Source organism: Rhodanobacter ginsengiterrae (assembly GCF_050026815.1).
In the GTDB taxonomy this organism is placed as follows: Bacteria; Pseudomonadota; Gammaproteobacteria; order Xanthomonadales; family Rhodanobacteraceae; genus Rhodanobacter; species Rhodanobacter ginsengiterrae.
Window position 1 is genome coordinate 161,094 of the sequence record NZ_JALBWO010000052.1, and the last position, 22,824, is coordinate 183,917.

The window sequence follows — 22,824 nt, forward strand, 5'->3', positions numbered from 1 at the left end:
AGGAGCGCAGCCGGTGCAAGATGCTCTCCATGAGCTGATGAAAGAGCCTCGCGCACACGCTGCGTTCCTGCAATTACGCAATGCATGACATCCGCTTCCACACGGCAATCGCCGAACTGCCTGCCGGCGCGTGGGATGCCTTGCGTGCCGATGCCAATCCGTTCGTCTCGCACGCCTTCCTGGCGCTGCTGGAAGACACCGACTGCATTCGTCCGGACTGGGGCTGGCAGGCCCATCACCTTGGACTGTACGAAGACGACCGGCTGGTGGCGGCCGCACCGCTGTACCTGAAGGGCAACTCGCATGGCGAGTTCGTGTTCGACTGGAGCTGGGCCAGCGCATGGGAGCGTGCCGGCGGCCAGTACTACCCCAAATTGCTCAATGGCGTGCCCTACTCGCCAGTGCCCGGTCCGCGCCTGCTCGCCGGCAAGGGCGAACGCGCGCCGATATTGCAGCGTGAACTGGTCCAGGCGATGCGGCGCGAGGCCGACCGGCTGGGACTGTCGTCGATCCATGCCAACTTCCTGCAGGCGGACGAGCTGGCGGCATTCGATGCGGACTGGCTGGCGCGCTCGGACGTGCAGTTCCACTGGCACAACCATGGCTACCGTCACTTCCCCGATTTCCTCGCCGCGCTGAATCACAAGAAGCGCAAGAACATTCTGCGCGAACGCGCCCAGCTGCAGGCCAGCGGTCTGGCCATCGAATGGCGCAGCGGCGACAGCCTGGATCAGGGCGAGTGGCAGCGCATCCACGCCTTGTACGAAGCTACCTTCGACATGAAAGGCAACCACGCCGCGTTGACCGCGGCGTTCTTCCGCCGTCTTGGCGAGCTGGGTTCCAGCGTGCAACTGGCCTTGGCCCGCCACGGCACGGTCATCGTGGCGATGGCGCTGTTCGTCGAGGGCGGCAACGTTTTGTACGGGCGCTACTGGGGCGCGTCGATCGACGTTCCCGGCCTGCACTTCGAGCTGTGCTACTACCGCGGCATCGACTACGCGATCGCCCGCGGACTGCAGCGCTTCGAACCCGGTGCCCAGGGCGAGCACAAACTGGCCCGCGGCTTCCTGCCAGCACGCACGCATTCGCGCCACTACCTGTTCAACCCGGATTTCCGTGCTGCCGTGGCCACCGCGCTGGCCGGCGAAGCCGAGGCGGCGGACGCCTACGCCGCCGAGTTGCAGCAGCACAGTCCGTACGCCGAGCACGGCTCCGCCAGCTCATGATCCGCCTGCCGCTGCTGGACCCCGATGCATGGGATCGCTTCCCCGATCCATCCGAGGCGCTGACCGATCCCAACGGGCTATTGGCGTTTGGGGGCGATCTTTCGCCGCAGAGACTGCTGGCTGCGTACCGCCGCGGCATCTTTCCCTGGTTCAGCGAAGGCGAGCCGATCCTCTGGTGGTCACCCGATCCGCGTTGCGTTTTTTGTACAGCCGACCTTTACGCCAACCGAAGCCTGCGGCGGACAGTTGCAAGAAAGCAGTGGAAATTCACCACGGATCGCGCATTTCACCAGGTCATGAGTGCCTGTGCCGAACCAAGAAGCAGGGATTCAGGCAGCTGGATCGGTGCCCAAATGATTCAGGCCTACGGACAGCTTCATCAGCAGGGCCATGCACACAGTGTGGAAGTCTGGGACGGAACGCGCCTGGTGGGCGGCATCTATGGCGTGGCGGTTGGCCGCATGTTTTGCGGCGAATCGATGTTCAGCCGGGAAAGTAACGCCTCGAAGTCGGCGCTGATGGTCCTGGCCGGTTTGCTGCGTGCGCGCGGCTTTCCCTTGATCGACGCCCAGGTTGCCAATGATCACACGTTGAGCCTCGGTGCCAGGGAAATCCCCCGAATGGAGTTTCTGACCCGACTGGCCGATCTCGGATCTTTCGCGGAAAAGCCCGGCAGCTGGCTTTCAGCACTTGAACTGCCGGGCCGCTGATTCTCCCGATCAGGACTGGCCAGTGCCCTGCCCCGATCCTGACGGTGGCGAGGCCGGGGGCGGCGGCGGTGCTGACTGCTGGTTCTCCCAGCGTGGCGGATCAATTCCGCCGCGCTCGCGCACATATTCCCTGCCGGTATAGACAACGTGTCCGTCAACCAACTTCCAGTCACTGTTCCGGCGAATGGCCTCGCTCGAAATATAGGAGAAATAAACTTCTTTCTGCCCATCGGCGGTTGGCTTGGTATGCAACTCCACCGTCATCAGCACCTGGCTCTCGACATGGCGTCCATTGGCCACCGCAGGCTTGGTAACCCATTTTGAAATGGTCGTCTTCAACAGCTTCGCCACACTGTCTGGAAGTTTTTCTGCGTACTTGATCTTGGTGACGTGTCCTTGATCGCTCACCGACACCACCACGGACATCGGCGCTGGCTGGTCTGAGGGCGTCTCAGTGGTCTGTGAATGGACCGCGGACGCGACTCCGGTGCAGGCAAACAGCACGCCTGCAATCACGGCGGAATGCAACTTGTTCATTTAGACCCCCATGTCTGACACGTATTTGAACATTGACGAAATTTGAAGCTGCTGCCCCCCTGGCAGCCAGCCTCACGCCAAGACTGCACTGGCGTCCCGCCAGATGCAAATGCGGCCGCGTGACCATCCAAAACCAGGCATTCATGTGCCGCGCACCGGAGGCGACCAACGGCTACCCAGGGCGAATCCCCAACGCCATATGGCGAACTCTCCGGGTGAGTGCCGGTTGCTCCAATAGAGAACCGCGCAGGGAGCTGCAGTCCCAACCAGCCCCGTTCACGGACAATCCCGGCTTCATTCACGCTGCTGATCAAGCCGTCCGGGCGATGTACTTGCGTGCCACGTAATCATCCAGAATGGCCACGAACTCGCTGGCGATGTTGTCGCCACGCAAGGTCATCGCCTTCTCGCCATCGATGAACACCGGCGCCGCCGGCGCCTCGCCATTGCCGGGCAGCGAGATGCCGATATTGGCGTGCTTGGATTCACCCGGGCCGTTGACGATGCAACCCATCACCGCCAGGGTGAGGTTTTCCACGCCGTCGTACTTCACCCGCCACAGCGGCATCTGCTCGCGCACATGCTCCTGCACGGTCTTGGCCAGCACCTGGAAGAACTCGCTGGTGGTGCGGCCGCAACCGGGACAGGCGGTGACCAGCGGGGTGAACGAGCGCAGGCCCATGGTCTGCAGCAGTTCCTGCGCCACGATCACCTCGCCGGTGCGCGAGGCTCCGGGCTCAGGCGTGAGCGAGATGCGGATGGTGTCGCCGATGCCTTCCTGCAGCAGCACCGCCAAGGCGGCACTGGATGCGGTGATGCCCTTCGAGCCCATGCCAGCCTCGGTCAGGCCCAGGTGCAAGGCATAGTCGCAACGCGCGGCCAGGTCGCGGTACACCGCGATCAGTTCCTGCACGCCGGAAACCTTGCACGACAGGATGATGCGGTCGCGCGCCAGGCCGATCTCCTCGGCCTTCGCGGCGGAATCCAGCGCGGAGCGGATCAGCGCCTCGCGTGCCACGTGCGAAGCATCCCACGGGTCGGCGCGTCGCGCGTTCTCGTCCATCAGGGCGGTGACCATGCTCTGATCCAGCGAGCCCCAGTTCGCGCCGATGCGCACCGGCTTGTTGTAGCGCAGCGCCATCTCGATGATCGCGCCGAACTGGCTATCCTTCTTTTTTCCGAAACCGACGTTGCCGGGGTTGATGCGGTACTTCGCCAGCACCTCGGCGCAGGCCGGTTCGCGCTCCAGCAACAGGTGACCGTTGTAGTGGAAGTCGCCCACGATCGGCACCTCCACGCCCATCATCGCCAGCCGCTCGGCGATCCGTGGCACCGCGGCGGCGGCCGCCGGCGTGTTCACCGTGATGCGCACCAGCTCGGAGCCGGCGCGGGCCAGCTCGGCAATCTGCTTTGCGGTGCTGGCCGGGTCCTCGGTATCGGTATTGGTCATCGACTGCACCACCACCGGTGCGCCGCCACCCACCATCACCTTGCCAATGGACACCGCCACGCTGGGCCGGCGCAACGCCGGCCCGGCCGGACGCGGTTTCTGTGCAGCAATCTCACTCATGGAATCAACCGGATGACAAGTCGCGATGGTTCGCGGCGTTGCCGACAAGAATACCCGATCAGGGCTGCCCTTCCGTGGCAAATCGGCGCAGGCTGGACGAGCCGCGTGGCGCCATCGACGTTTCCGGCTTCGGCAGACGTGGGCGAATTGCCGCAGCGACTTGATCGGGGTCAATACGGCGCATCATGCTTTGCTTAAAATTGCTCTGATAACCAGCCAGGAAGCCCCATGCCGAACACCGAGTATTACAACGACAGGGTGGTACGCCAGTTCCTGCTGGCGGCCGCCGTATGGGGCATCATCGGCATGTCGGTCGGCGTCTATGCCGCCGCCGAGCTGATGTGGCCCGCGCTCAATTTCGAGATTCCGTGGCTGACCTTCAGCCGGATCCGCCCGGACCACACCTTCGGCGTGATCTTCGCCTTCGGCGGCTCGGCGCTGATGGGCACCTGCTACTACGTCGTGCAGCGCACCGGACATGCCCGGCTGGCGTTCACCAAGCTGGCCGGTTTCACGTTCTGGGGCTGGCAGCTGATCTGCGTGCTGGCGATGATCACGATGCCGCTGGGGATGACCCAGAGCAAGGAATACGCCGAGCCGGAATGGATCATCGACATCATGATCGCGGTGGTCTGGGTCAGTTTCGGCGTGGTGTTCTTCGGCAGCCTGGCGCGCCGGCGGATCAAGCACATCTATGTGGCGAACTGGTATTACGGCGCGTTCATCATCGCCGTCGGCCTGCTGCACATCATCAACAACCTGGTCATGCCGGTCTCGCTGTTCAAGTCGTACTCGATCTACTCCGGCGTGGTCGATGCGATGGTGCAGTGGTGGTACGGGCACAACGCGGTGGCGTTTTTCCTCACCGCCGGCTTCCTCGGCATGATGTATTACTTCGTGCCGCGGCAGGCGCAGCAACCGTTGTGGAGCTACCGTTTCTCGATCGTCAATTTCTGGGCGCTGATCTCGGTGTACATGTGGGCCGGCGCGCACCACCTGATGTACACCGCCCTGCCCGACTGGGTGCAGTCGGTCGGCATGGCGTTCTCGCTGGTGCTGCTGATGCCCAGCCTGGGTTCGGCGGCGAACGGCCTGCTCACCTTCAACGGTTCGTGGCACCGGCTGAAGACCGATCCCGCGGCCAAGTTCATGGTGATGTCGCTGGTGTTCTACGCCGCCGCCACGTTCGAAGGCTCGATGATGGCGATCAAGTCGGTCAACTCGCTGTCGCACTACACCGACTGGACGATTGCCCACGTGCATTCGGGTTCGCTCGGCTGGGTCGCGATGATCACCATCGGCTCGCTGTACGCGATGGCGCCGCGCGCGCTGGGTCGGCCGGAAATGCATTCGCGCTCCGGCATGGAGCTGCACTTCTGGCTGCACATCATCGGCACCCTGCTGTATGTCGGCTCGATGTGGACCGCCGGCGTCACCGAGGCGCTGATGTGGCGCGCCACCAATCCGGACGGCGGGCTCACCTACGGCTTCCTGGACAGCCTGATCGCGATCAAGCCGATGTACATCATCCGCTGGCTGGGTGGCGTCTGCATCCTGTCGGGCATGTGGGTGATGGCGTGGAACCTGTGGCATACCGCAGCCGACGCCCGCGCACGGCTGATCAAGCCGATCCCCGTACCCATTCCCGAGCCAGTGCCGCACCAGGTGCCCGCGCCACTGCCGGCCGCTGGCTGAGGACCTCGGCTGATGCGCTCATCCATCATCGCCGTGTCGACCACGCTCCGGTTTCGTGAGCGCAACGCGGTCTTGCATAGCCAACAGCGGCCATCCATGGCCGCACTCTTCACCTAGAGCTCAAATCATGGCTTACAAGCATTTCGAAGCAATTGAAAAACACGTCGGCCTGCTCGGCGTGCTGATCGCGATCATGGTCTCGCTGGGCGGCCTGGCCGAGATCACGCCGCTGTTCATGGAGGCCCATTCGGTGAAGGCGCCGCCGGGTGTGAAGCCGTACGACGCGCTGCGACTGATCGGCAAAGACGTATATGTGCAGAACGGTTGTTATCTGTGCCATTCGCAGATGATCCGTGCGCTGCGTTTCGAGACCGAGCGCTATGGCCACTACTCCACCGCCGCGGAGTCGGTCTACGACCGGCCGTTCCAGTGGGGTTCCAAGCGCACCGGACCCGATCTGGCGCGCGTCGGCGGCAAATACTCCGACGACTGGCAGCGCATGCATCTGATGGATCCGCGCCAACTGGTGCCGCAGTCCAACATGCCCGCCTACCCGTGGCTGGCGCGCAACAAGATTGATGGCGCCGACGTGCAGGCGCGCATGCGCGCGCTGCGCCGTCTCGGCGATCCCTACTCCGACGCCGACATAGCCGGTGCGCCCGCGGCCGTGGAAGGCAAGACCGAGCTGGACGCACTGATCGCCTACCTGCAGGGACTGGGCATCAGGAATGAGCCCACCGGAAGCGCCGCGGCCAATGCAGCGGCCAGCGATGGAGGCACGCCATGACCATGAATCCGATTTGGGGAACGGTCGTCGGGGTTTTCATCGCGCTGATGATGCTCACCTTCATCGCCATCTGGATCTGGGCGTGGCGCAAATATCACAAGCCGACCTTCAACCGCATGGCGCAGCTGCCGATGGAAGATGAGTCGGAAACCGGTTTCCGCAAGCAGGAGGATCGCCCATGAGCAGCGGCTGGTCGTTATGGGTGATGTTTCTGGTCGTGCTCAACATGGGCATCACCTTCGCCCTGTTCCTGTGGGCACCACGGGCCAAGATACCCACCCGTCCCGATGGCACCACGGGCCACGTGTGGGCACATGGCACCATCCTGGAAGGGTTGAAGGCGCTTCCGCGCTGGTGGATCGTGTTTTCCGGCAGCATGTTTGCTGCGGCCTTCCTTTATCTCTACCTGTACCCCGGCTTCGGCAACCACAAGGGTTCGCTGAACTGGACCTCGCACGGACAACTGCAGCAGGAAGTTGCCGCCAACAACGCCAAGCTCCAACCGCTGATGGAACGCTTCCGCCTGTTCTCCGTGGAGAAGCTGGCCGGTGACGCGGAAGCGACCGGCATGGGCAAGGTGCTGTTTGAAGACAATTGCGCCGCCTGCCATCAGCGCAGCGGCCATGGCAACATGCTGCTCGGCGCGCCCAACCTGACCGACAGCGACTGGCTCTACGGTGGCAGCGGCAACGACATCACCACCTCGATCCACGACGGTCGCAGCGGCGTGATGCCGCCATGGGCCAGCCTCGGCGCTGACAACGTCAAGAACCTCGCCCAGTACGTGCTCAGCCTTTCCGGTGCGCCGCACGATGCCGCCAAGGCAGCAGCCGGCCAACCGATGTTCGCGACCTGCGCGGCGTGCCATGGTGCCGAAGGCAAGGGCAACCCGGCGCTGGGCGCACCCAACCTCACCGACAAGATCTGGCTGCATGGCGGCACCGTGGCCGATATCGAGAAGACCATCGGCGAAGGTCGCCAGGGCCATATGCCGGCGTGGAGCCCACGTTTGACCGACGATCAGATCCATGTGATCGCCGCCTACGTCTACCAGATGTCGCATCCGGTCGATGAAAGCAGGTAATGACCCGACGCCGGCCCGCCTCGGGTCGTCGGCCTGGTATCGGCAGCCGATCGTCTGGCTGGGCATGCTCGTCTTCGCCGGTTCGATGGGCGGTTGCATCTGGTTGATCATGGTGGGCAACCGTTATGCCGACACGCCGCTGGACACCTCGCACACCGTGTTCGGCGTACCGGTGAGCGCGCACAGCAGCCCGCCGGCGCCGACCTCGACCGACCCGCCGCGATGAACAGCTACGCGGCGTGGGCTGATCCGCAACTCGCCGCGCAGGTCCTGCGTCCTCGGCGCGACGGTTGCAGCGAAGTCGCGCTATCGGTCGAACCACTGATCGACGCACGACAAGTCCTGCGGCTGGAACAGCAGCTGCGCGCGCTGCCCGGCGTCCGGCGGGTGGCGATCGACCGTCCGGCGCGCCGTGTGCGGGTGGTGCTGGACGCCGCACGCACCCCGCTGCCGATCCTGCTGGCGAACTTTGCCGCCGCCGGCTGCCCGGCGCAGCCGCTGCAGCACGCCAGCATCGACGACGCCCGTGCAATCGAACAGCACGACGCGCTCAAGCGCCTGCTGGTGGCCGGCATGTGCGCGATGCAGGTGATGACCTACGCCTTCGTGATCTACATCGGCGTGGTCGATTTCGTCGACTTCAGCACGCGCAACCTGTTCCGCTGGCTGGGTCTGCTGACCAGCGTGCCGGTGGTGACCTACTCGGCCCTGCCGTTCTTCCGCGGCGCGCTGCAGGAGCTGCGCGAGCGCCGGCTGGGCATCAACCTGCCGGTGGCGCTGGCGGTGCTGCTGGTGTTCCTGGCCAGCATGTTCAACACCGTGCGCGGCAGCGGCGAGATCTATTTCGATTCGGTGACCATGTTCGTGTTCCTGCTGCTGGGCGGACGCTACGTGGAACTGCGCGCGCGCCATCGCAGCGGCGCGCTGGGCGATGCGGTGATCGATGCCACACCCTTGCTGGCCCAACGTCGCCGCGCCAGCGGCGAGCTGGAGACGGTAGCGGCGCTGGCGCTGTTGCCCGGTGATCGCGTGCACATCGCCGAGGGCGGCCGCGTGCCGGCCGATGGCCTACTGCAAAGCGCCAGCGTGCAGGTCGACGAGGCCTTGCTCTCGGGCGAATCGCGGCCGGTGCACCGCGCGCAGGGCGAGCCGCTGATCGCCGGCAGCGTGCTGCTGACCGGTCCGGCCGACATGCTGGTCGAGCACAGCGGCCCCGGCACCACCGTGGCCCGACTGGGTGAACTGGCCACGCGCGCGCGCCAGGCGCGCGCTCTGGTGGCCGCCAGCGACCGCGAGATCGGCCGCTTCGTCGCCCGCGTGCTCGGCCTGACCGTGCTCACCGCGCTGGGCTGGCTGCTGGTCGATCCGGGCCGTGCGTTCGAGTCGGCGGTGGCGGTGCTGGTGGTCGCCTGCCCCTGCGCGTTCGCGCTGACCCGTCCGGCCACGCTGACCCGCGCGTTGGGCGTGCTGGCCGCGCGTGGCGTGCTGGTTACCCGTGGCGAGGGGCTGGCCAGGCTGGCCGCCGTCGACTACGCGATGTTCGACAAGACCGGCACCCTCACCGTGCCGCAACTCGATCGGCGTGCAATTGAACCCCTGCGCGGCGACAGCGTCGAGCAGGTCCTGCAGCTGGCCGCCGCGCTGGCCCATGAAAGTTCGCACCCGCTGGCGCGCGCGCTGGCCGATGCGGCGCGCCAGCTGGCGTTGCCGCTGCAGGCACAGTCGGTGCAGGTCGCCGCCGGCGCCGGCATCCATGGCGAGGTGGACGGCCGTTCGCTGTGGCTGGGCCGCGCCGACTTCGCGCTGGCCGCCAGCGGCCAGTCGATCGCCACCGCCACCGACGACGCACTGCTGCTCGCCGATGCCCACGGCGCCATCGCCGCCTTTCATCTGCAGGAGCAGCCGCGCCGCGACGCCCGCCACATGCTCGACGCGCTGCGCGCCGAAGGCATCGCCACCAGCATGGCCAGCGGTGACGCGAACAGCCGCGTGGCCGCGATGGCCGAACGGCTGGGCATCGCCGACTGGCACGCACGGCAATTGCCGGCGGACAAGCTGGAACGCCTGCACAGCGCGCACGCCCGCGGCCACGTCACGCTGGCCGTCGGCGACGGCAGCAATGACGCGCCGCTGCTGGCCGCTGCCGATGTCTCCGCCGCGCTGGCCTCGGGCACCGAACTGGCGCAGGCCCAGGCCGATCTGCTGTTGCTGGATGGACGGCTGGACGGCCTGCTCGATGCGCGGACCACCGCCCGCCAGTTGCAGCAGGTCACCGCGCAGAGCCGGCGCTGGGCGCTGGTCTACAATCTCTGCGCCGTGCCCTTCGCGGCGTTTGGCATGGTGCCACCCTGGCTGGCCGGCATCGGCATGTCGCTCAGCTCGCTGGTGGTGGTGCTGAACGCGCTGCGGGTAGGCAACACCGATGCGCGTTCCGACACTTCCGGCCCGGCCACCCGCGGGCGCGAGCTGCCGGCATGAACATTCTGCTGGTACTGATCCCGGTCACCCTGGTGATCATGATCATCGCGGTGCGACTGTTCTTCTGGGCGGTCAACCACCAGCAATTCGACGATCTGGACAGCCCCGGCATACTGCCCTTGTTGGATGAGCCGGCTGCTGACGAGCCGGCTACGAAGGATCCGACTGCGGCGGATTCGGCGTCGGTTGAGCCGCCGGCGGCTGCGCCGGACGCGGCGCGGCAGTCTGCCGGCGCAGCGCCACCTGCAGCAGGCGACGCTGCAGCCGATCGACCCGACTGAGTGGTTCGATCAGGCCCATCCGCGCCAGTGCCTCGGCTTCGCCTGGCGCCGCCTCGCCCGGCCGGCACGCGGCCAGCAGCAGACCCAGCTTGCCGCGCCAGCTGCCGCTGGCGTGCTTCAACCATTCCAGCGCGGGCAGCAGGCGCTGCTCGACTTCGCTGAAGTCGCTGCCGAACGGGAACTTCGGCAGCAAGCCGTGCTGCTGGAACGGCGCCAGCAACTTGCGCAGGTGCCGCGGGCGATGCAGGCGCCAGCCCTCCGGGATCACGAATTCGGCGGCCAGCTTGCCGTGCGCCTTGGCTTCGGCGCACAGCGCATCGAGGAAGCGCGCGTCGGTGATCGACAGCATCGCCTCGATGCATTCGCTGTCGCTCTTGCCGCGCAGGTCGGCGATGCCGTATTCGGTGATGATGATGTCGCGCAGGTGCCGCGGAATGGTGGTTTCGCCATAGTTCCAGCGGATGTTGCTCTCGATCCCGCCGCGACTGCTGCGGGTGGCGCGCAGCAGCAGCACCGAACGCGCGTCGGGCAGCTCGTGCGCCATCGCCACGAAGTTGTACTGGCCACCGACGCCGCTGACCACGCTGCCGTCGTCCAGCGTGTCGGATACCGCCGCGCCCAGCGCGGTGGCCATCATGCAGGTGTTGAAGAAGCGCGCGCCGCGCCGCTGCAGCATCGCCAGTGACTGATGCGTGCCGTACAGCTGGTTGACGTTGGAGACCGCGCACATGTCGATCGCGTCCGGATCGGCCGCCTCGGTGGCGTGCAGCCATTCGTACAATGCGCGCGAGCCGAGAAAGAAGGCGCCGCGCAGGTAGTGTCCGCCCGGCGTTTCCGGGCTGAGCCGGCCGGCCGCCGCGGCCCGTTCCAGCGCCAGGTTGTCCCAGCTGCGGCGCTTGAGGATGCCGCCACGCTGCAGGTGCATGAAGCCGTCCATCACCATTTCGCTGGCGCCGTACAGGCCGGCCTCGAACGGGGCCAGTCCGCCCTGCCAGCCGGCCAGCGCGTGGGTGGCGCCGGCCGGGTCCAGCGCCACCAGCGCACGGCGCCACTGGATGTTGTTCTGGTGACGCAGCAGCAAGGCTTTCACCAGCGCGTCGGACAGCGCGCCGATGCCGATCTGCAGGCAGCCGCCGTCCTTGACCAGGGCACTGGCATGCAGGCCCAGCGCGTATTCGGCCAGGCCCACCGGCGAACGCGGCAAGGCGAACAGCGGCGGTGAATGTTCGGGGCGCAGCTCCACGTCGAAATACGCTTCGGCCACTTCGGCGTCGCCACTCAGGTACGGCAGGTCCGGATGCACCACCGCCACGCACATCGGCCGCGGCTTGCCGGCCAGCTGCGAAAGGCGCAGGAAATCCAGGGTGAGGTCGGGGTTGCACGACAGGCTGTAATGCACGCCATCGGGTCCCTCGCGCCGCGCCACCAGCTGCACCAGCAGGTTGATGTCCTGCACCACCAGGTCGCGCGCGACATGCGTGTAGTTCTGGCTGATGTAGCTGCGCTGCGCGCTTCCCGAATGCAGCAGCGCGCCTGATTGCAGGTAGAACTCGTGCACCGCGACATTGGCCGGCAGCGCATCGCGTGCCTGGTCCAGCGCGTATTGCGGATCGACCGCATCGGCGCCGAAATGACGTTCGAGGAATGGCTGCAGGAAGCGCTGCTCCAGTCCGCGCGCCGGCTGCGGCCGGGTCAGCGACAGCGCGGTGTACAGCCGCATCGAGCGCGTGGCGTCGGCGCCGACCAACCGATACAGCGCATTGAGCAGTCCGTGCGGCTTGCCCAGACCCAGCGGCGCGGCGATGCGCAGGTCGGGCCCCAGCACATCGGCGAGGTGGCGTGCGCAGGCATCGGTGTCGGTGTAACGGTGCTCGATCGGCATGCGCCCGATCATGCCAGAAGCCCGATGATGGCGGCGCGTCGACAAGCCTTCGCCTACACTCGGCCCATGCCCACGCCTCTGATTCCACCTACCCCGAGCCGCCTGCTGGCCGAACAGGCATTGAGCCGCGCCGCTGGCGCGCCCCTGCTCAGCGGCAACGCGGTGCAACTGCTGATCGATGCCGCCGCACATTACGACGCCTGGCTGGCTGCCATCCGCGGCGCGCAGCATCGCGTTCTGCTGGAGAACTACATCATCCGCGACGACGAGGTCGGCCGCGCCTTCCGCGATGCGCTGGTCGAGCGCGCGCACGCCGGCGTGTTTGTGGCGGTGGTCACCGACTGGGTCGGTTGCCTGGGTCAGTCGCGCAGTGCGTTCTGGGCGCCACTGCGGGCGGCGGGCGGCGAGGTGCGGGTGTTCAATCCGCCCACGCTGGGCCAGCCGCTGGGCTGGATCAGCCGTGACCATCGCAAATTGCTGGTGGTCGACGGCATCGTCGGCTTCCTGTCCGGGGTATGCATCAGCGCCAAGTGGCTGGGTGACGAAAAACGCAACGTGCCACCGTGGCGCGATACCGGCGTGATGCTGCGCGGCCCGGCGGTGGCCGAGCTGGAAGCGGCGTTCACGCAGAGCTGGGGCGAAACCGGAGCGGCGCTGCGGGCACTGGCGGCAGCGCCGGCGACCGACACGCCCGCCGGCGAAGTTTCGCTGCGGGTGATCGCCACCCAGCCGTCGACCGCCGGCATGTACCGGCTGGACCAGCTGATCGCCTCGATGGCACGCAAGACGCTGTGGCTGACCGATGCCTATTTCGTCGGCGTGGCACCTTACGTGCAGGCCTTGATCGCCGCCGCCCGCGATGGCGTGGACGTGCGTCTGCTGGTGCCGGGCAGCAGCGACATCCCGGTGGTGGCGGGCATGTCGCGCTCGGGCTACCGGCCCTTGCTCAAGGCCGGCATCCGCGTGTTCGAGTGGAACGGTTCGATGCTGCACGCCAAAACCGCGGTGGCCGACGGGCAATGGGGCCGGGTCGGCTCGTCCAATCTCAACATCGCCAGCTGGCTGGGCAATCACGAGATCGACGTGGCGGTGGAGGACGACGGCTTCGCCGGCCAGCTCGCCGCCCAGTATGAAAAGGATCTGGGCAACGCCACCGAAATCGTGCTGGCCTCGCGCCGACGCCGCCACGGCAACGGGGAAAGCGAGCGGGTCCGCAGCACCGAGGCGCGGCCGCCGCGGGTGCGCCACGGCGGTGGCAGTTCCGGTCGCGCCGCGGCCGGCGCGTTGCGCATCGCCAACAGCGTCAGCGCCGCGCTGACCAATCGACGGGTGCTGGGCGATACCAGCAGCAGTCCGCTGATGATCGGTGCCGCCGTGCTGGTGGTGATGGCGATCATCGCGTTCCTGTGGCCGGCATGGATCGGCTGGCCGTTCGGTGCGCTCGCCCTGTGGTTCGCACTGAACCTGGCCATTCGCAGCTGGCGCGGGCGCGAACTGCGTGAGGCGGACGACGAGGACTGAGCGCGAGAACCCCGCCACCAGGTCTTGATGCTGTTCCTCCGCTTTCATCCTCAAGCGGATGTTTTCTCACAATTTGATACCGCTCGCATGCTAGGCTCACGCCCTTATGTCAGCGCCGTACGACCCCACCGAGACACGCCACATCCTCACCCCCAGCTCGCTCAACCGGCTGGTGCGCGACCTGCTGGGCGACGCCCTGCCGCAGGTGTGGATCGAAGGCGAGTTGTCCAACGTGGCCAAGCCCGCCTCCGGGCATCTGTACTTCACCCTGAAGGACAGCGGCGCCCAGGTGCGCTGCGCGATGTTCAAGATGAAGGCCGCCGCCCTGCGCTTCCGTCCCGCCGACGGCATGCAGGTGCTGCTGCGCGCCAAGGTCGGCCTGTACGAGCCACGCGGCGAGTTCCAGCTGGTTGCCGAATACATGGAGCCGGCCGGCGAAGGGGCCCTGCAACGCGAGTTCGAACAGCTCAAGGCGCGGCTCGACGCGGAAGGCCTGTTCGATCCGGCGCGCAAGCGCGGCCTGCCCGCCTATGCGCGGCGCATCGGCGTGATCACCTCGGCCACCGGTGCGGCAGTGCGCGATGTACTCAGCGTGCTGGCGCGACGCTGGCCGCTGGCCGACGTCGAAGTCTTGCCCGTACCGGTGCAGGGACGCGAAGCGCCACCGGCGATCGTGGCAATGCTGTGCAAGGCCTCCGCCAGCGCCCGCTACGACGTGCTGTTGCTGACCCGCGGTGGCGGTTCGCTGGAAGACCTGTGGGCGTTCAACGACGAAGCGGTGGCGCGGGCGATCCATGCCAGCGCGGTGCCGGTGGTGAGCGCAGTCGGGCACGAAATCGACTTCAGCATCGCCGACTTCGTCGCCGACCTGCGCGCGCCCACGCCGTCGGCGGCCGCCGAATTGCTGGTGCCCGATGCAGTGGCCGTGAGTCGCCATCTGCAGCAGCTGCAGCAGCGCCTGGCGACCTTGCAGCAACGCCGGCTGCAGGCACAGGCGCAACGCGTGGATCATCTGTTCGCTCGCCTGCAGGCACAGCGCCCGCAAGCACGGCTGGCGCGCGACGGGGAACGGCTGCGGCACCTGCGTCATCGCCTGATGGTGGCGCTGCGCGAACAGGACCAGCGACGCCGGACCCGTCTTGAACGCGTACACGCACGCCTGCTCGCCCGGCATCCCGGTGCACGACTGCCGCTGCTCGCGCATCGGCTCGCCGAACAGGACCAGCGCCTGCGCCGCGCCATCGCGCAGATCCTCGAACGGCGGCGAACGGCGCTGCGCCATGCCAGCCACGCGCTGCAGTCGATCAGTCCGCTGGCCACGCTGGAGCGCGGCTATGCGATCGTGTTCGATGCCGACGGCAACGTGCTGCGCTCGACAAGGAATGTCGCTGCAGGTACGCCGCTGCGTGCACGGCTGGCTGATGGCGAGCTGCGCTTGCGGGTGAGTGAGGATTGAATCCCCAACGGCGATAAACGCAGCCTTGCTCCTCCCCTGCTGCGCAGGGGAGGAAGAAAAGCGGCCAAGGCCGTCGGCTCACACCCGCTGAACGCCTGTCCTTCCATGCTTGATCCCATGCCGTCCGGAGCGTTGCCATGCTCAAGAAAAGCTATCCCTACTACCTCGCCAACCAGCCGCAACAACCGAATACCGACCTGGTCGTGCGCGACAAATACACCGGCAGGATCGCTACCCGGGTCGCCTTACCGGATGCCAAGGCCACCGAGAAAGCCATCGCTGCCGCGGTGAAAGCCACCACGCCGATGCGCAACTTCAAACCGTGGGCGCGGCAAGCCGTGCTGCAGCATTGCGCGCAGCGCTTCAGCGAGCGCCGCGACGAGCTGGCCGAGGCGCTGTGCATCGAAGCGGGCAAGCCGATCAAGGATGCCGCCGGCGAGGTGACCCGGCTGATCGAGACGTTCCGCATCGCCGCCGAGGAAGCGGTGCGCATCAACGGCGAGACGCTGAACCTGGAACTGGCCAGCCGTCTGGACGGCTATCACGGTTACACCAGACGCGTGCCGCTGGGCCCGGTCTCCTTCATCACGCCGTTCAATTTCCCGCTGAACCTGGTCGCGCACAAGGTGGCGCCGGCGATCGCCGCGGGTTGCCCGTTCGTGCTCAAGCCGGCTGAGAAGACGCCGATCGGCGCGTTGATCATCGGCGAGGTGCTGGCCGAGACCGACCTGCCGAAGGGCGCGTTCTCGATCCTCACTCTGGACGGGGCGCACGCCGCGCCGCTGGTCGAGGATGAACGCTTCAAGCTGCTCTCGTTCACCGGCGGCCAGGTCGGCTGGGAACTGAAAGCCCGCGCCGGCCGCAAGAAGGTGGTGCTGGAACTGGGCGGCAATGCCGCGTGCATCGTCGATGCCGATCAGGGCCCGAAGCTGGACAAGGTGGTCGAGCGACTTGTGTTCGGCGCGTTCTACCAGTCCGGCCAGAGCTGCATCGGCGTGCAGCGCATCTACGCCCACGCCGATGTCTACGAAGCGCTGAAACGCAAGCTGGTCGCCGCCACCAGGAAACTGAAGGCCGGCAATCCGAAGCAAGCAGACGTGTTCCTCGGCCCGATGATCGACGAGGCCGCCGCCACGCGCCTGCACGACTGGATCCTCGATGCGAAGCAGGCCGGCGGCAAGATCCTCTGCGGCGGCAAGCGCAACGGCAACATGCTCGATGCCACGCTGATGGAAAACGTGCCCGCCGACGCCAAGGCGAACCGCATGGAGGCGTTCGGTCCGTTCGCCCTGCTCGCTCCGTTCACCCGGTTCGACGACGCCATCAAGATGGTCAATGATTCCGACTTCGGCCTGCAGGCCGGCATCTTCACCGACAGTCTCGACCATGCCATGCGTGCGTGGAACGAACTGGAGCAAGGCGGCGTGGTGGTCAACGACGTCCCCAGCTTCCGTGTCGACAACATGCCCTACGGCGGGATCAAGCTGTCCGGGCTGGGTCGCGAAGGCATCCGCTACGCGATCGAGGACATGACCGAGATCCGCCTGATGGTGATGCGCGAATCGTGACCGTAGGAGCGCACCCTGTGCGCGATGTTCTCCGCCACGTAACGAACAGCTATCGCGCACAGGGTGCGCTCCTACAAAGCCCCGGCTTTCGTCGCCTGCACGTTCCAGCCCATCGCGTTGTACCAGCGATAGCGCGCGATGCCGACATACTCGTGCAGCGCCAGGTCGGCCATCACGAAGTTGTACGACAGCGGCAGCCATGAGCCAACGCCGTTGACGTAATCGGCGCGCACCGGCGTGGCATGGATGCCGAAGTGACTGAAATACAGCATGCCGCGACGCAGGTGGAAGCCGGACGACACCAGCAGTACGCGGTCCGGCCGATACGCTGCCAGCAGTGGACCGCTGAACTGCGCGTTCTGCCAGGTGTTCATGCTGCGCGATTCCAGCATGAGGTCGGCGGCATCGACACCGAGCCGCTGCAGGTCGCCGGCATAGATCGCCGCTTCGGACCGGCCCAGTCCGCGCGCGTCGCCGCCACTCACCTCGACCTTGCACTCGCGTGCGGCCTGGCGGCAATCGCGATACAGCATTGCCGCCAGGCTGATCCGCCCATAGGCAAACAGGCTGGCCTCGACCTGCGTGCCCTGGCCCACGCGGACCGTACCGGCACCCAGCAGGATGATCACGTTGCGCTGGCCCCAGGCCACCGGCGATGGCGCCGCCACGTCCGACTGCAGCTGTGTCATCAGCCAGATCGGCAGCGCTCCGCAACCTGTCGCCAGCAGCACCGCGACGGCCAGCCCGAACAGCACGCGGCTGCAGCGCCGCCAGCGCAGCAGCGCCAGCACGCTCGCCAGCACGATCAGGATCAGCAGCACGTTCACGGTCATCGGCAGGCCAGTGGATGATGATGGGTACTGGTGCCATTATGCCGGTGCCCCGCGCCGAACTGATCGTGGCCCATGCCACACCGATGGCGGCGCGGACGTTGCCTGGAATGGACCCACGCATGGGAGTCTGCGCATGACCACCCTCGTCTTCGTGCACGGCTGGAGCGTCACCGACACCTCGACCTACGGCCAACTGCCACAGCAGCTGCAGCAACAGGCCGCCGCTGCCGGGCTTCCGCTGACCCTGGCCGACATCTGGCTGTCCGAATACGTGAGCTTCGATGACGCGGTGACCATGGCCGACCTGGTGCGCGCGTTCGACCATGCCTTGCGCGACCTGCATCTGCTCGATGCCAGCTTCGCCTGCATCACCCACTCCACCGGCGGCCCGGTGATTCGCGAGTGGCTGCGCGCGCAGCGCGACCGGCCAGCCACGCACAGCACGATCCGGCTCAGCCATCTGGTGATGCTGGCACCGGCGAATTTCGGCTCGGCGCTGGCGCAACTGGGCAAGGGCCTGCTCGGCCGGCTCAAGGCGTGGTTCGGCGGCGTGGAACCGGGCCAGCGGATCCTCGACTGGCTGGAACTGGGCAGCGCCGAATCGCTGTCGCTCAACCTCGACTACATCCACAGCGACGACCCGCTGCGCCGCGGCCAGTTCCAGTTCGTGCTCACCGGCGACCGGCCCGATCGCCAGCTGTACGACCACCTCAACAGCTATACCGGCGAAGACGGCTCCGATGGTGTGGTGCGCATCGCCGCGGCCAACCTCAACGCCCACCACGCCGTACTTTCGCCACAGCCAGGCAGCGCCGGCAACGTCGACACGCTGGCGCTCAACCTCAACCGTGGCCCGCGCTGCGCATTCAAGCTGATCGCCGGCGCCGCCCATTCCGGCGACAACCTCGGCATCATGGCCGCCGCGGCGCCAGCCACGGTCGCCGCCATCCTGCGTTGCCTGCAGGTGCGCAGCGCCGATGACTACGGCGCGCTTTGCGATGCTTTCGAGCGCGAAAATGCCGCGCGCGACGCGGACAAGGTCGAACTGGAGCCGGCTGGCCCGTTCGCCCCGCGCGTGCACATCCACGACCCGCGCAGCCTGCTGATCGTGCGGCTCACCGACGAGGCCGGCGAACCGTTGACCGGCGCCGGCTTCCTGCTCGTTGCCGGCGCCCAGGCCAGCGCCGACCTGTTGCCCGAAGGTTTCCTGCTCGATCGCCAGGCCAACTCGAGACAGCGCACCACCATCTCGCTGTTCCTCGACTACAGCCTGCTCGCCGGCGACGACCGCGTGGCCGATCCGCGCAGCAGCCGCAAGACCCTGCGCTCCGCCGTTCCCAGTCATCGCCCGTATGGCGCCAGCGTGCAGCCGATCGACCTGGCCGGACTGGTCCACCATGCACTGGCGCGCAGCGCGAGCGCCGACGACCTGTTCGCCATTCTCGCGCCACACCAGACCACCGTTCTCGACGTGGTGCTGCCGCGCAAGATCGGCGAAGGCGTGTTCCGGCTGACCCGGAACCTGGCTCCCGAGGATTTCAGCAAGCCGGTGCCGGGAGCGGTGATCGCCTGACCGTTCGGCGGCATGCCATCGAAGTCGACGCCGTCGGGCGCGTCCCGATGGCAACACCGGCTGACTGAGCCTGGCCGGGGAGCGTGTAGCACACGGCAGATCGGCGATACTGCGCACTCGCGACATCCGCGCGCTCGTTCCATTTCGAGGGCCGACCGGATGGGCGCCAAGCGGTATCCGTCGACCCGGCCCAGGCATGCAAAAGAAACCGATCTTCTTCGACCCCTCCGGCCGACGCGCAACCCATGTTTCCCGCGTGGCCCTGCTCGCCGGCGTGGTCAGCACGTTGTTCGTGGTGGCATGCGCCATCAGCCTGTTCGTCGGGCCGAACATGACCGGCCTGCATATCGGCGAACACCCCAGGACGCGGCATGCCCTGGCCAACGTCAAGGCGGTGGCACCGGAGCTGCTGAAACCGGCCGCCAGGCTGGCCGCCGAGGTGCGCGCCCGGCAGAAGCAATTGCATGCGCCGCGCATCCACGCCAGCAAGTCGCCGGCCACCCACGTGCCGCCACTGTCGCTGGACAAGCCGGCCGACCGCCCGCTGGCCATCGGCTTCTACGTCAACTGGGACGACAGCAGCTATTCCGCGCTGAAACGCAGCCTGCCGCAGCTGGACTGGGTAATTCCCTCGTGGATGAGCCTGAGCGGCAAGGACATGGCGCTGCACACCAGTGTCGATGCCAAGGCGCTCAACCTGATCCGCAAGCAGAAGCCCTCCACGCCGATCCTGCCGTTGCTGCAGAACGCGGTGGATGCGAACTGGGACGGCCCCGGTCTGGCCCGCATGCTGGCCGACCCGACGCTGCGCCAGGCACGCATCGCGCAGATCGTGGCGTTCATCGCGGCAAACCATCTCCAGGGCGTGACGATCGACTTCGAGGACATCCCGGATACCGCGCAGCCGGACCTGAAGGCCTTCCTCGGCGAACTCAACGACGCCTTCGACCCGCACGGCTGGGGCATCGTGCTGTCGGTGCCGTTCGACGACGCCAGCTGGGATTACGCCGGCTACGCCGACATCGTCGACTTCGTGGTGCTGATGGCCTACGACGAGCACTGGGCCGGCAAGACCCCGGGCAGCATCGCCGGCCAGGCGTGGTTCGAGCAGACGCTGGAAAAGCGCATGAAGGAGCTCGACCCCGACCAGACCATCGTGGCGATCGGCAGCTACGGCTATGACTGGTCGCACGGCAACAATGCCGAAGCGCTGACCTTCCAGGATGCGATGGACCGCGCTTCCGACGCGCAGGCCGACATCGCATTCGATCCGGCCACGCAGAACCCGCACTTCTCCTACGACGAGGATGACGGCAGCACGCATCAGGTGTGGTTCCTCGATGGCGTCACCGCCTACAACCAGATCCACGCCGCCGACGAATACAAGCCTTACGGCTACGCGCTGTGGCGGCTGGGCTCGGAAGATCCGTCGGTGTGGTCCGTATTCGGCCGCCCGTATGCGGCGCCCGCGCCCGATCAATTGCGCACCATCGGCGCGGGCGAAGACATCGACATCGAAGGCCAGGGCGAGGTGCTGGAGATTGCCGCGCAGCCCTCGCCCGGCGCGCGCACCGTCGAGGTCGACAAGGACGACGGCAGCATCGACGACGAGAGCTACGCCAGCCTGCCCAGCTCGTACGTGATCCAGCGCGCCGGCACCCTGCCGCACAAGATCGCGCTGACCTTCGATGACGGCCCCGACCCCGAGTGGACGCCGCAGATCCTCGACATTCTCAAGGCCAGGCACGTGCCGGCGACCTTCTTCATCATCGGCGCGAACGCCGAGATGTCGCCCAAGCTGGTGCAGCGCGAGGTGAACGAAGGTCACGATGTCGGCAACCACACCTTCACCCATCCCAACCTGGGCGAAAGTCCGCCCGGCATGGTCTCGCTGGAACTCAACGCGACCCAGCGCCTGTTCGAGGCGCTGACCGGCCATTCGATGCGGCTGTTTCGCGCGCCCTACTTCGGCGACGCCGAGCCGACCACCGCCGACGAACTGGTGCCGATCCAGATCGCCCAGAAAATGGGCTACCTGTCGGTCGGCCTGCATGTGGACGCCGAAGACTGGCAGCGCCCAGGTGTCGACGCGATCGTCGACAATGTCGTGGCGGGCATCGAAACCAGCAACGTCGCGCGCAAGGGCCAGGTGGTGCTGCTGCACGATGGCGGCGGCGAACGCTCGCAGACCATCGCCGCGCTGCCGCGGATCATCGATGGCTTGCGTGCGCGGGGTTACCAGTTCGTCACCGTGTCGGAGCTGGCCGGGCTCACCCGCGAGCAGACCATGCCCGCGATCGCCCCGGGCTCGCTGTCGCAATGGACCGATCGCATCGTGTTCCTGGGGCTGGGCTTCTTCGGCCACTTCATCCGCTGGCTGCTGACCGTGGCGATCGCGCTTGGCGTGGCGCGGCTGGTGCTGCTGGGCGGCCTGGCCCTGCTCAACCGGGCACGCGAAAAGCGGCGCGTGGTACCGGTGCTCGGCGACCAGCCGCCACTGGTTTCGGTACTGATCCCCGCCTACAACGAGGAGAAGGTGATCGCCAGTTCGATCCGCCAGATCCTGCGCAGCCGCTACGCGAATCTCGAAGTGATCGTGGTCGACGACGGCTCGCTCGACGCCACCTCGGCGGTGGTGCGCCAGCACTATGCCGACGAGCCGCGAGTGCGCCTGCTTACCATCCCCAACGGCGGCAAGGCTCACGCGGTGAACACCGCGCTGCGCGAATCGAACGGCGCGGTGGTCGTGGCGCTGGATGCCGACACGCAGTTCGAGCCCGATACGATCCCGCGTCTGGTGCGCTGGTTCATCGACCCGAAGGTCGGCGCGGTGGCCGGCAATGCCAAGGTCGGCAACCGGGTCAACCTGATCACCCTGTGGCAGGCGCTGGAATACATCACCGCGCAGAACCTGGAGCGCCGCGCGCTGGCTGCGCTGGGCGCGATCACCGTGGTGCCCGGCGCCGTCGGCGCGTGGCGGCGCGAAGCGCTGGAGCAACTCGGCGGCTTCCCGGCCGACACCCTGGCCGAGGATCAGGACCTCACCATCGCGGTGCAGAAAGCCGGCTACAAGACCCTGTTCGATGCCGAGGCGATCGCCTGGACCGAAGCACCGGACACCGCCCGCGGCCTCGCCCGCCAGCGCTTCCGCTGGGCCTACGGCACGCTGCAATGCCTGTGGAAACATCGCGGCGCCACCTTCAACCCGCGCTATGGCTCGCTGGGCACCATCGCGCTGCCGCAGGTGTGGCTGTTCCAGATCCTGTTCTCGGTGGTGTCGCCGCTGGTCGACCTGGTGCTGGTCTGGCAGATCGTCGCCACCGCACTGGACTACCTGCAGCATCGCGGCCAGTTCGACGACACCAACCTGATCCGCATGCTGGTGTTCTACGCCGCCTTCATGAGCGTGGACCTGGCCGCCGCCGCGCTCGCCTTCGCGATGGAGAAGAAGGAAAAGTGGAGCCTGCTGTGGTGGCTGGTACTGCAGCGCTTCGGCTACCGCCAGCTGATGTACTACGTGGTGGTACGCTCGGTATGGACGGCCATTCGCGGCCCGTCGGTCGGCTGGGGCAAGCAGGAGCGCAAGGCGACGGTGAACACCGGCGAGGAACTGAGGACCTGAC

The 22,824-nt window shown here is 66.9% G+C and carries 17 protein-coding genes; 13 read left to right on the forward strand and 4 right to left on the reverse strand.

Annotated features, from left to right (window positions below; translation table 11 throughout):
- Positions 1 to 80: 80 nt before the first annotated feature.
- Positions 81 to 1,226, forward strand: coding sequence for a GNAT family N-acetyltransferase (locus tag ACQGNJ_RS08385; protein ID WP_426688780.1), 1,146 nt, complete (start codon positions 81 to 83; stop codon positions 1,224 to 1,226).
- A complete protein-coding gene (aat, locus tag ACQGNJ_RS08390; protein ID WP_426688781.1) occupies positions 1,223 to 1,936 on the forward strand; it encodes a leucyl/phenylalanyl-tRNA--protein transferase in 714 nt (237 codons plus the stop codon). The genes ACQGNJ_RS08385 and aat overlap by 4 nt, the downstream gene beginning before the upstream one ends.
- Before the next feature lie 9 nt (positions 1,937 to 1,945).
- Here the strand turns inward: aat and ACQGNJ_RS08395 are convergent, their stop codons facing one another.
- Entirely contained in the window at positions 1,946 to 2,473 is a 528-nt protein-coding gene (locus ACQGNJ_RS08395; RefSeq protein WP_426688782.1) for a hypothetical protein, read from the reverse strand.
- A 310-nt stretch (positions 2,474 to 2,783) separates the two neighbouring features.
- The gene (gene ispG, locus ACQGNJ_RS08400) at positions 2,784 to 4,043 is read right to left on the reverse strand and encodes a flavodoxin-dependent (E)-4-hydroxy-3-methylbut-2-enyl-diphosphate synthase (protein WP_426688783.1); all 1,260 of its coding nucleotides are present in this window, start codon (positions 4,041 to 4,043) and stop codon (positions 2,784 to 2,786) included.
- Between the two features lie 228 nt (positions 4,044 to 4,271).
- On the opposite strand from ispG, the gene ccoN reads away from it, so the two are divergent.
- The 6 genes from ccoN to ACQGNJ_RS08430 all read left to right on the forward strand — a co-directional run bounded on the left by ccoN (position 4,272) and on the right by ACQGNJ_RS08430 (position 10,087).
- Positions 4,272 to 5,738: a cytochrome-c oxidase, cbb3-type subunit I gene (ccoN, locus tag ACQGNJ_RS08405; RefSeq protein ID WP_426688784.1), complete on the forward strand. Its 1,467-nt coding sequence runs from the start codon at positions 4,272 to 4,274 to the stop codon at positions 5,736 to 5,738.
- Between the two features lie 127 nt (positions 5,739 to 5,865).
- Complete coding sequence (gene ccoO / locus ACQGNJ_RS08410; protein ID WP_426688785.1) at positions 5,866 to 6,525, forward strand: cytochrome-c oxidase, cbb3-type subunit II; 660 nt, start codon at positions 5,866 to 5,868, stop codon at positions 6,523 to 6,525.
- On the forward strand, positions 6,522 to 6,707 hold the full coding sequence (locus ACQGNJ_RS08415; protein ID WP_426688786.1) for a cbb3-type cytochrome oxidase subunit 3: 186 nt from the start codon (positions 6,522 to 6,524) through the stop codon (positions 6,705 to 6,707). Before ccoO ends, ACQGNJ_RS08415 begins: the two co-directional genes overlap by 4 nt.
- Entirely contained in the window at positions 6,704 to 7,609 is a 906-nt protein-coding gene (ccoP, locus tag ACQGNJ_RS08420; RefSeq protein ID WP_426688787.1) for a cytochrome-c oxidase, cbb3-type subunit III, read from the forward strand. Before ACQGNJ_RS08415 ends, ccoP begins: the two co-directional genes overlap by 4 nt.
- Positions 7,596 to 7,835 (forward strand): hypothetical protein, encoded by a 240-nt coding sequence (locus ACQGNJ_RS08425; protein WP_426688788.1) that lies wholly within the window; start codon positions 7,596 to 7,598, stop codon positions 7,833 to 7,835. The genes ccoP and ACQGNJ_RS08425 overlap by 14 nt, the downstream gene beginning before the upstream one ends.
- Positions 7,832 to 10,087 carry a heavy metal translocating P-type ATPase gene (locus ACQGNJ_RS08430; RefSeq protein WP_426688789.1) on the forward strand — a complete coding sequence of 752 codons (2,256 nt, stop codon included), beginning with the start codon at positions 7,832 to 7,834 and terminating at the stop codon, positions 10,085 to 10,087. The genes ACQGNJ_RS08425 and ACQGNJ_RS08430 overlap by 4 nt, the downstream gene beginning before the upstream one ends.
- Before the next feature lie 150 nt (positions 10,088 to 10,237).
- Here ACQGNJ_RS08430 and ACQGNJ_RS08435 read toward each other — a convergent pair whose 3' ends face one another.
- Positions 10,238 to 12,250 carry an acetyl-CoA hydrolase/transferase C-terminal domain-containing protein gene (locus ACQGNJ_RS08435; RefSeq protein WP_426688790.1) on the reverse strand — a complete coding sequence of 671 codons (2,013 nt, stop codon included), beginning with the start codon at positions 12,248 to 12,250 and terminating at the stop codon, positions 10,238 to 10,240.
- Positions 12,251 to 12,316: 66 nt separating this feature from the next.
- Here ACQGNJ_RS08435 and ACQGNJ_RS08440 point away from each other — a divergent pair, with 66 nt between their 5' ends.
- The 3 genes from ACQGNJ_RS08440 (at position 12,317) to ACQGNJ_RS08450 (ending at position 16,795) form a co-directional block, all read left to right on the forward strand.
- The gene (locus tag ACQGNJ_RS08440; RefSeq protein WP_426688791.1) at positions 12,317 to 13,771 is read left to right on the forward strand and encodes a phospholipase D-like domain-containing protein; all 1,455 of its coding nucleotides are present in this window, start codon (positions 12,317 to 12,319) and stop codon (positions 13,769 to 13,771) included.
- A gap of 106 nt (positions 13,772 to 13,877) precedes the next feature.
- Positions 13,878 to 15,227 carry an exodeoxyribonuclease VII large subunit gene (gene xseA, locus ACQGNJ_RS08445; RefSeq protein WP_426688792.1) on the forward strand — a complete coding sequence of 450 codons (1,350 nt, stop codon included), beginning with the start codon at positions 13,878 to 13,880 and terminating at the stop codon, positions 15,225 to 15,227.
- Positions 15,228 to 15,364: 137 nt separating this feature from the next.
- Positions 15,365 to 16,795, forward strand: a complete 1,431-nt coding sequence (locus ACQGNJ_RS08450; RefSeq protein WP_426688793.1) for an aldehyde dehydrogenase family protein — start codon at positions 15,365 to 15,367, stop codon at positions 16,793 to 16,795.
- Between the two features lie 71 nt (positions 16,796 to 16,866).
- Here the strand turns inward: ACQGNJ_RS08450 and ACQGNJ_RS08455 are convergent, their stop codons facing one another.
- On the reverse strand, positions 16,867 to 17,607 hold the full coding sequence (locus ACQGNJ_RS08455; protein ID WP_426688852.1) for a YdcF family protein: 741 nt from the start codon (positions 17,605 to 17,607) through the stop codon (positions 16,867 to 16,869).
- A 154-nt stretch (positions 17,608 to 17,761) separates the two neighbouring features.
- Here ACQGNJ_RS08455 and ACQGNJ_RS08460 point away from each other — a divergent pair, with 154 nt between their 5' ends.
- Both ACQGNJ_RS08460 and ACQGNJ_RS08465 read left to right on the forward strand, forming a co-directional pair.
- The gene (locus ACQGNJ_RS08460) at positions 17,762 to 19,201 is read left to right on the forward strand and encodes a lipase family protein (RefSeq protein WP_426688794.1); all 1,440 of its coding nucleotides are present in this window, start codon (positions 17,762 to 17,764) and stop codon (positions 19,199 to 19,201) included.
- A 196-nt stretch (positions 19,202 to 19,397) separates the two neighbouring features.
- Complete coding sequence (locus ACQGNJ_RS08465; protein WP_426688795.1) at positions 19,398 to 22,823, forward strand: trifunctional glycoside hydrolase family 18/polysaccharide deacetylase/glycosyltransferase family 2 protein; 3,426 nt, start codon at positions 19,398 to 19,400, stop codon at positions 22,821 to 22,823.
- Position 22,824: the final 1 nt, after the last annotated feature.

What these genes read in the sequence shown, in the direction of transcription:
- ACQGNJ_RS08385 (WP_426688780.1), top strand. Translation starts at nt 81, where the DNA reads ATGCATGACATCCGCTTCCACACGGCAATCGCCGAACTGCCTGCCGGC.
- aat (WP_426688781.1), top strand. Translation starts at nt 1,223, where the DNA reads ATGATCCGCCTGCCGCTGCTGGACCCCGATGCATGGGATCGCTTCCCC.
- ACQGNJ_RS08395 (WP_426688782.1), bottom strand. Translation starts at nt 2,473, where the DNA reads ATGAACAAGTTGCATTCCGCCGTGATTGCAGGCGTGCTGTTTGCCTGC.
- ispG (WP_426688783.1), bottom strand. Translation starts at nt 4,043, where the DNA reads ATGAGTGAGATTGCTGCACAGAAACCGCGTCCGGCCGGGCCGGCGTTG.
- ccoN (WP_426688784.1), top strand. Translation starts at nt 4,272, where the DNA reads ATGCCGAACACCGAGTATTACAACGACAGGGTGGTACGCCAGTTCCTG.
- ccoO (WP_426688785.1), top strand. Translation starts at nt 5,866, where the DNA reads ATGGCTTACAAGCATTTCGAAGCAATTGAAAAACACGTCGGCCTGCTC.
- ACQGNJ_RS08415 (WP_426688786.1), top strand. Translation starts at nt 6,522, where the DNA reads ATGACCATGAATCCGATTTGGGGAACGGTCGTCGGGGTTTTCATCGCG.
- ccoP (WP_426688787.1), top strand. Translation starts at nt 6,704, where the DNA reads ATGAGCAGCGGCTGGTCGTTATGGGTGATGTTTCTGGTCGTGCTCAAC.
- ACQGNJ_RS08425 (WP_426688788.1), top strand. Translation starts at nt 7,596, where the DNA reads ATGAAAGCAGGTAATGACCCGACGCCGGCCCGCCTCGGGTCGTCGGCC.
- ACQGNJ_RS08430 (WP_426688789.1), top strand. Translation starts at nt 7,832, where the DNA reads ATGAACAGCTACGCGGCGTGGGCTGATCCGCAACTCGCCGCGCAGGTC.
- ACQGNJ_RS08435 (WP_426688790.1), bottom strand. Translation starts at nt 12,250, where the DNA reads ATGCCGATCGAGCACCGTTACACCGACACCGATGCCTGCGCACGCCAC.
- ACQGNJ_RS08440 (WP_426688791.1), top strand. Translation starts at nt 12,317, where the DNA reads ATGCCCACGCCTCTGATTCCACCTACCCCGAGCCGCCTGCTGGCCGAA.
- xseA (WP_426688792.1), top strand. Translation starts at nt 13,878, where the DNA reads ATGTCAGCGCCGTACGACCCCACCGAGACACGCCACATCCTCACCCCC.
- ACQGNJ_RS08450 (WP_426688793.1), top strand. Translation starts at nt 15,365, where the DNA reads ATGCTCAAGAAAAGCTATCCCTACTACCTCGCCAACCAGCCGCAACAA.
- ACQGNJ_RS08460 (WP_426688794.1), top strand. Translation starts at nt 17,762, where the DNA reads ATGACCACCCTCGTCTTCGTGCACGGCTGGAGCGTCACCGACACCTCG.
- ACQGNJ_RS08465 (WP_426688795.1), top strand. Translation starts at nt 19,398, where the DNA reads ATGCAAAAGAAACCGATCTTCTTCGACCCCTCCGGCCGACGCGCAACC.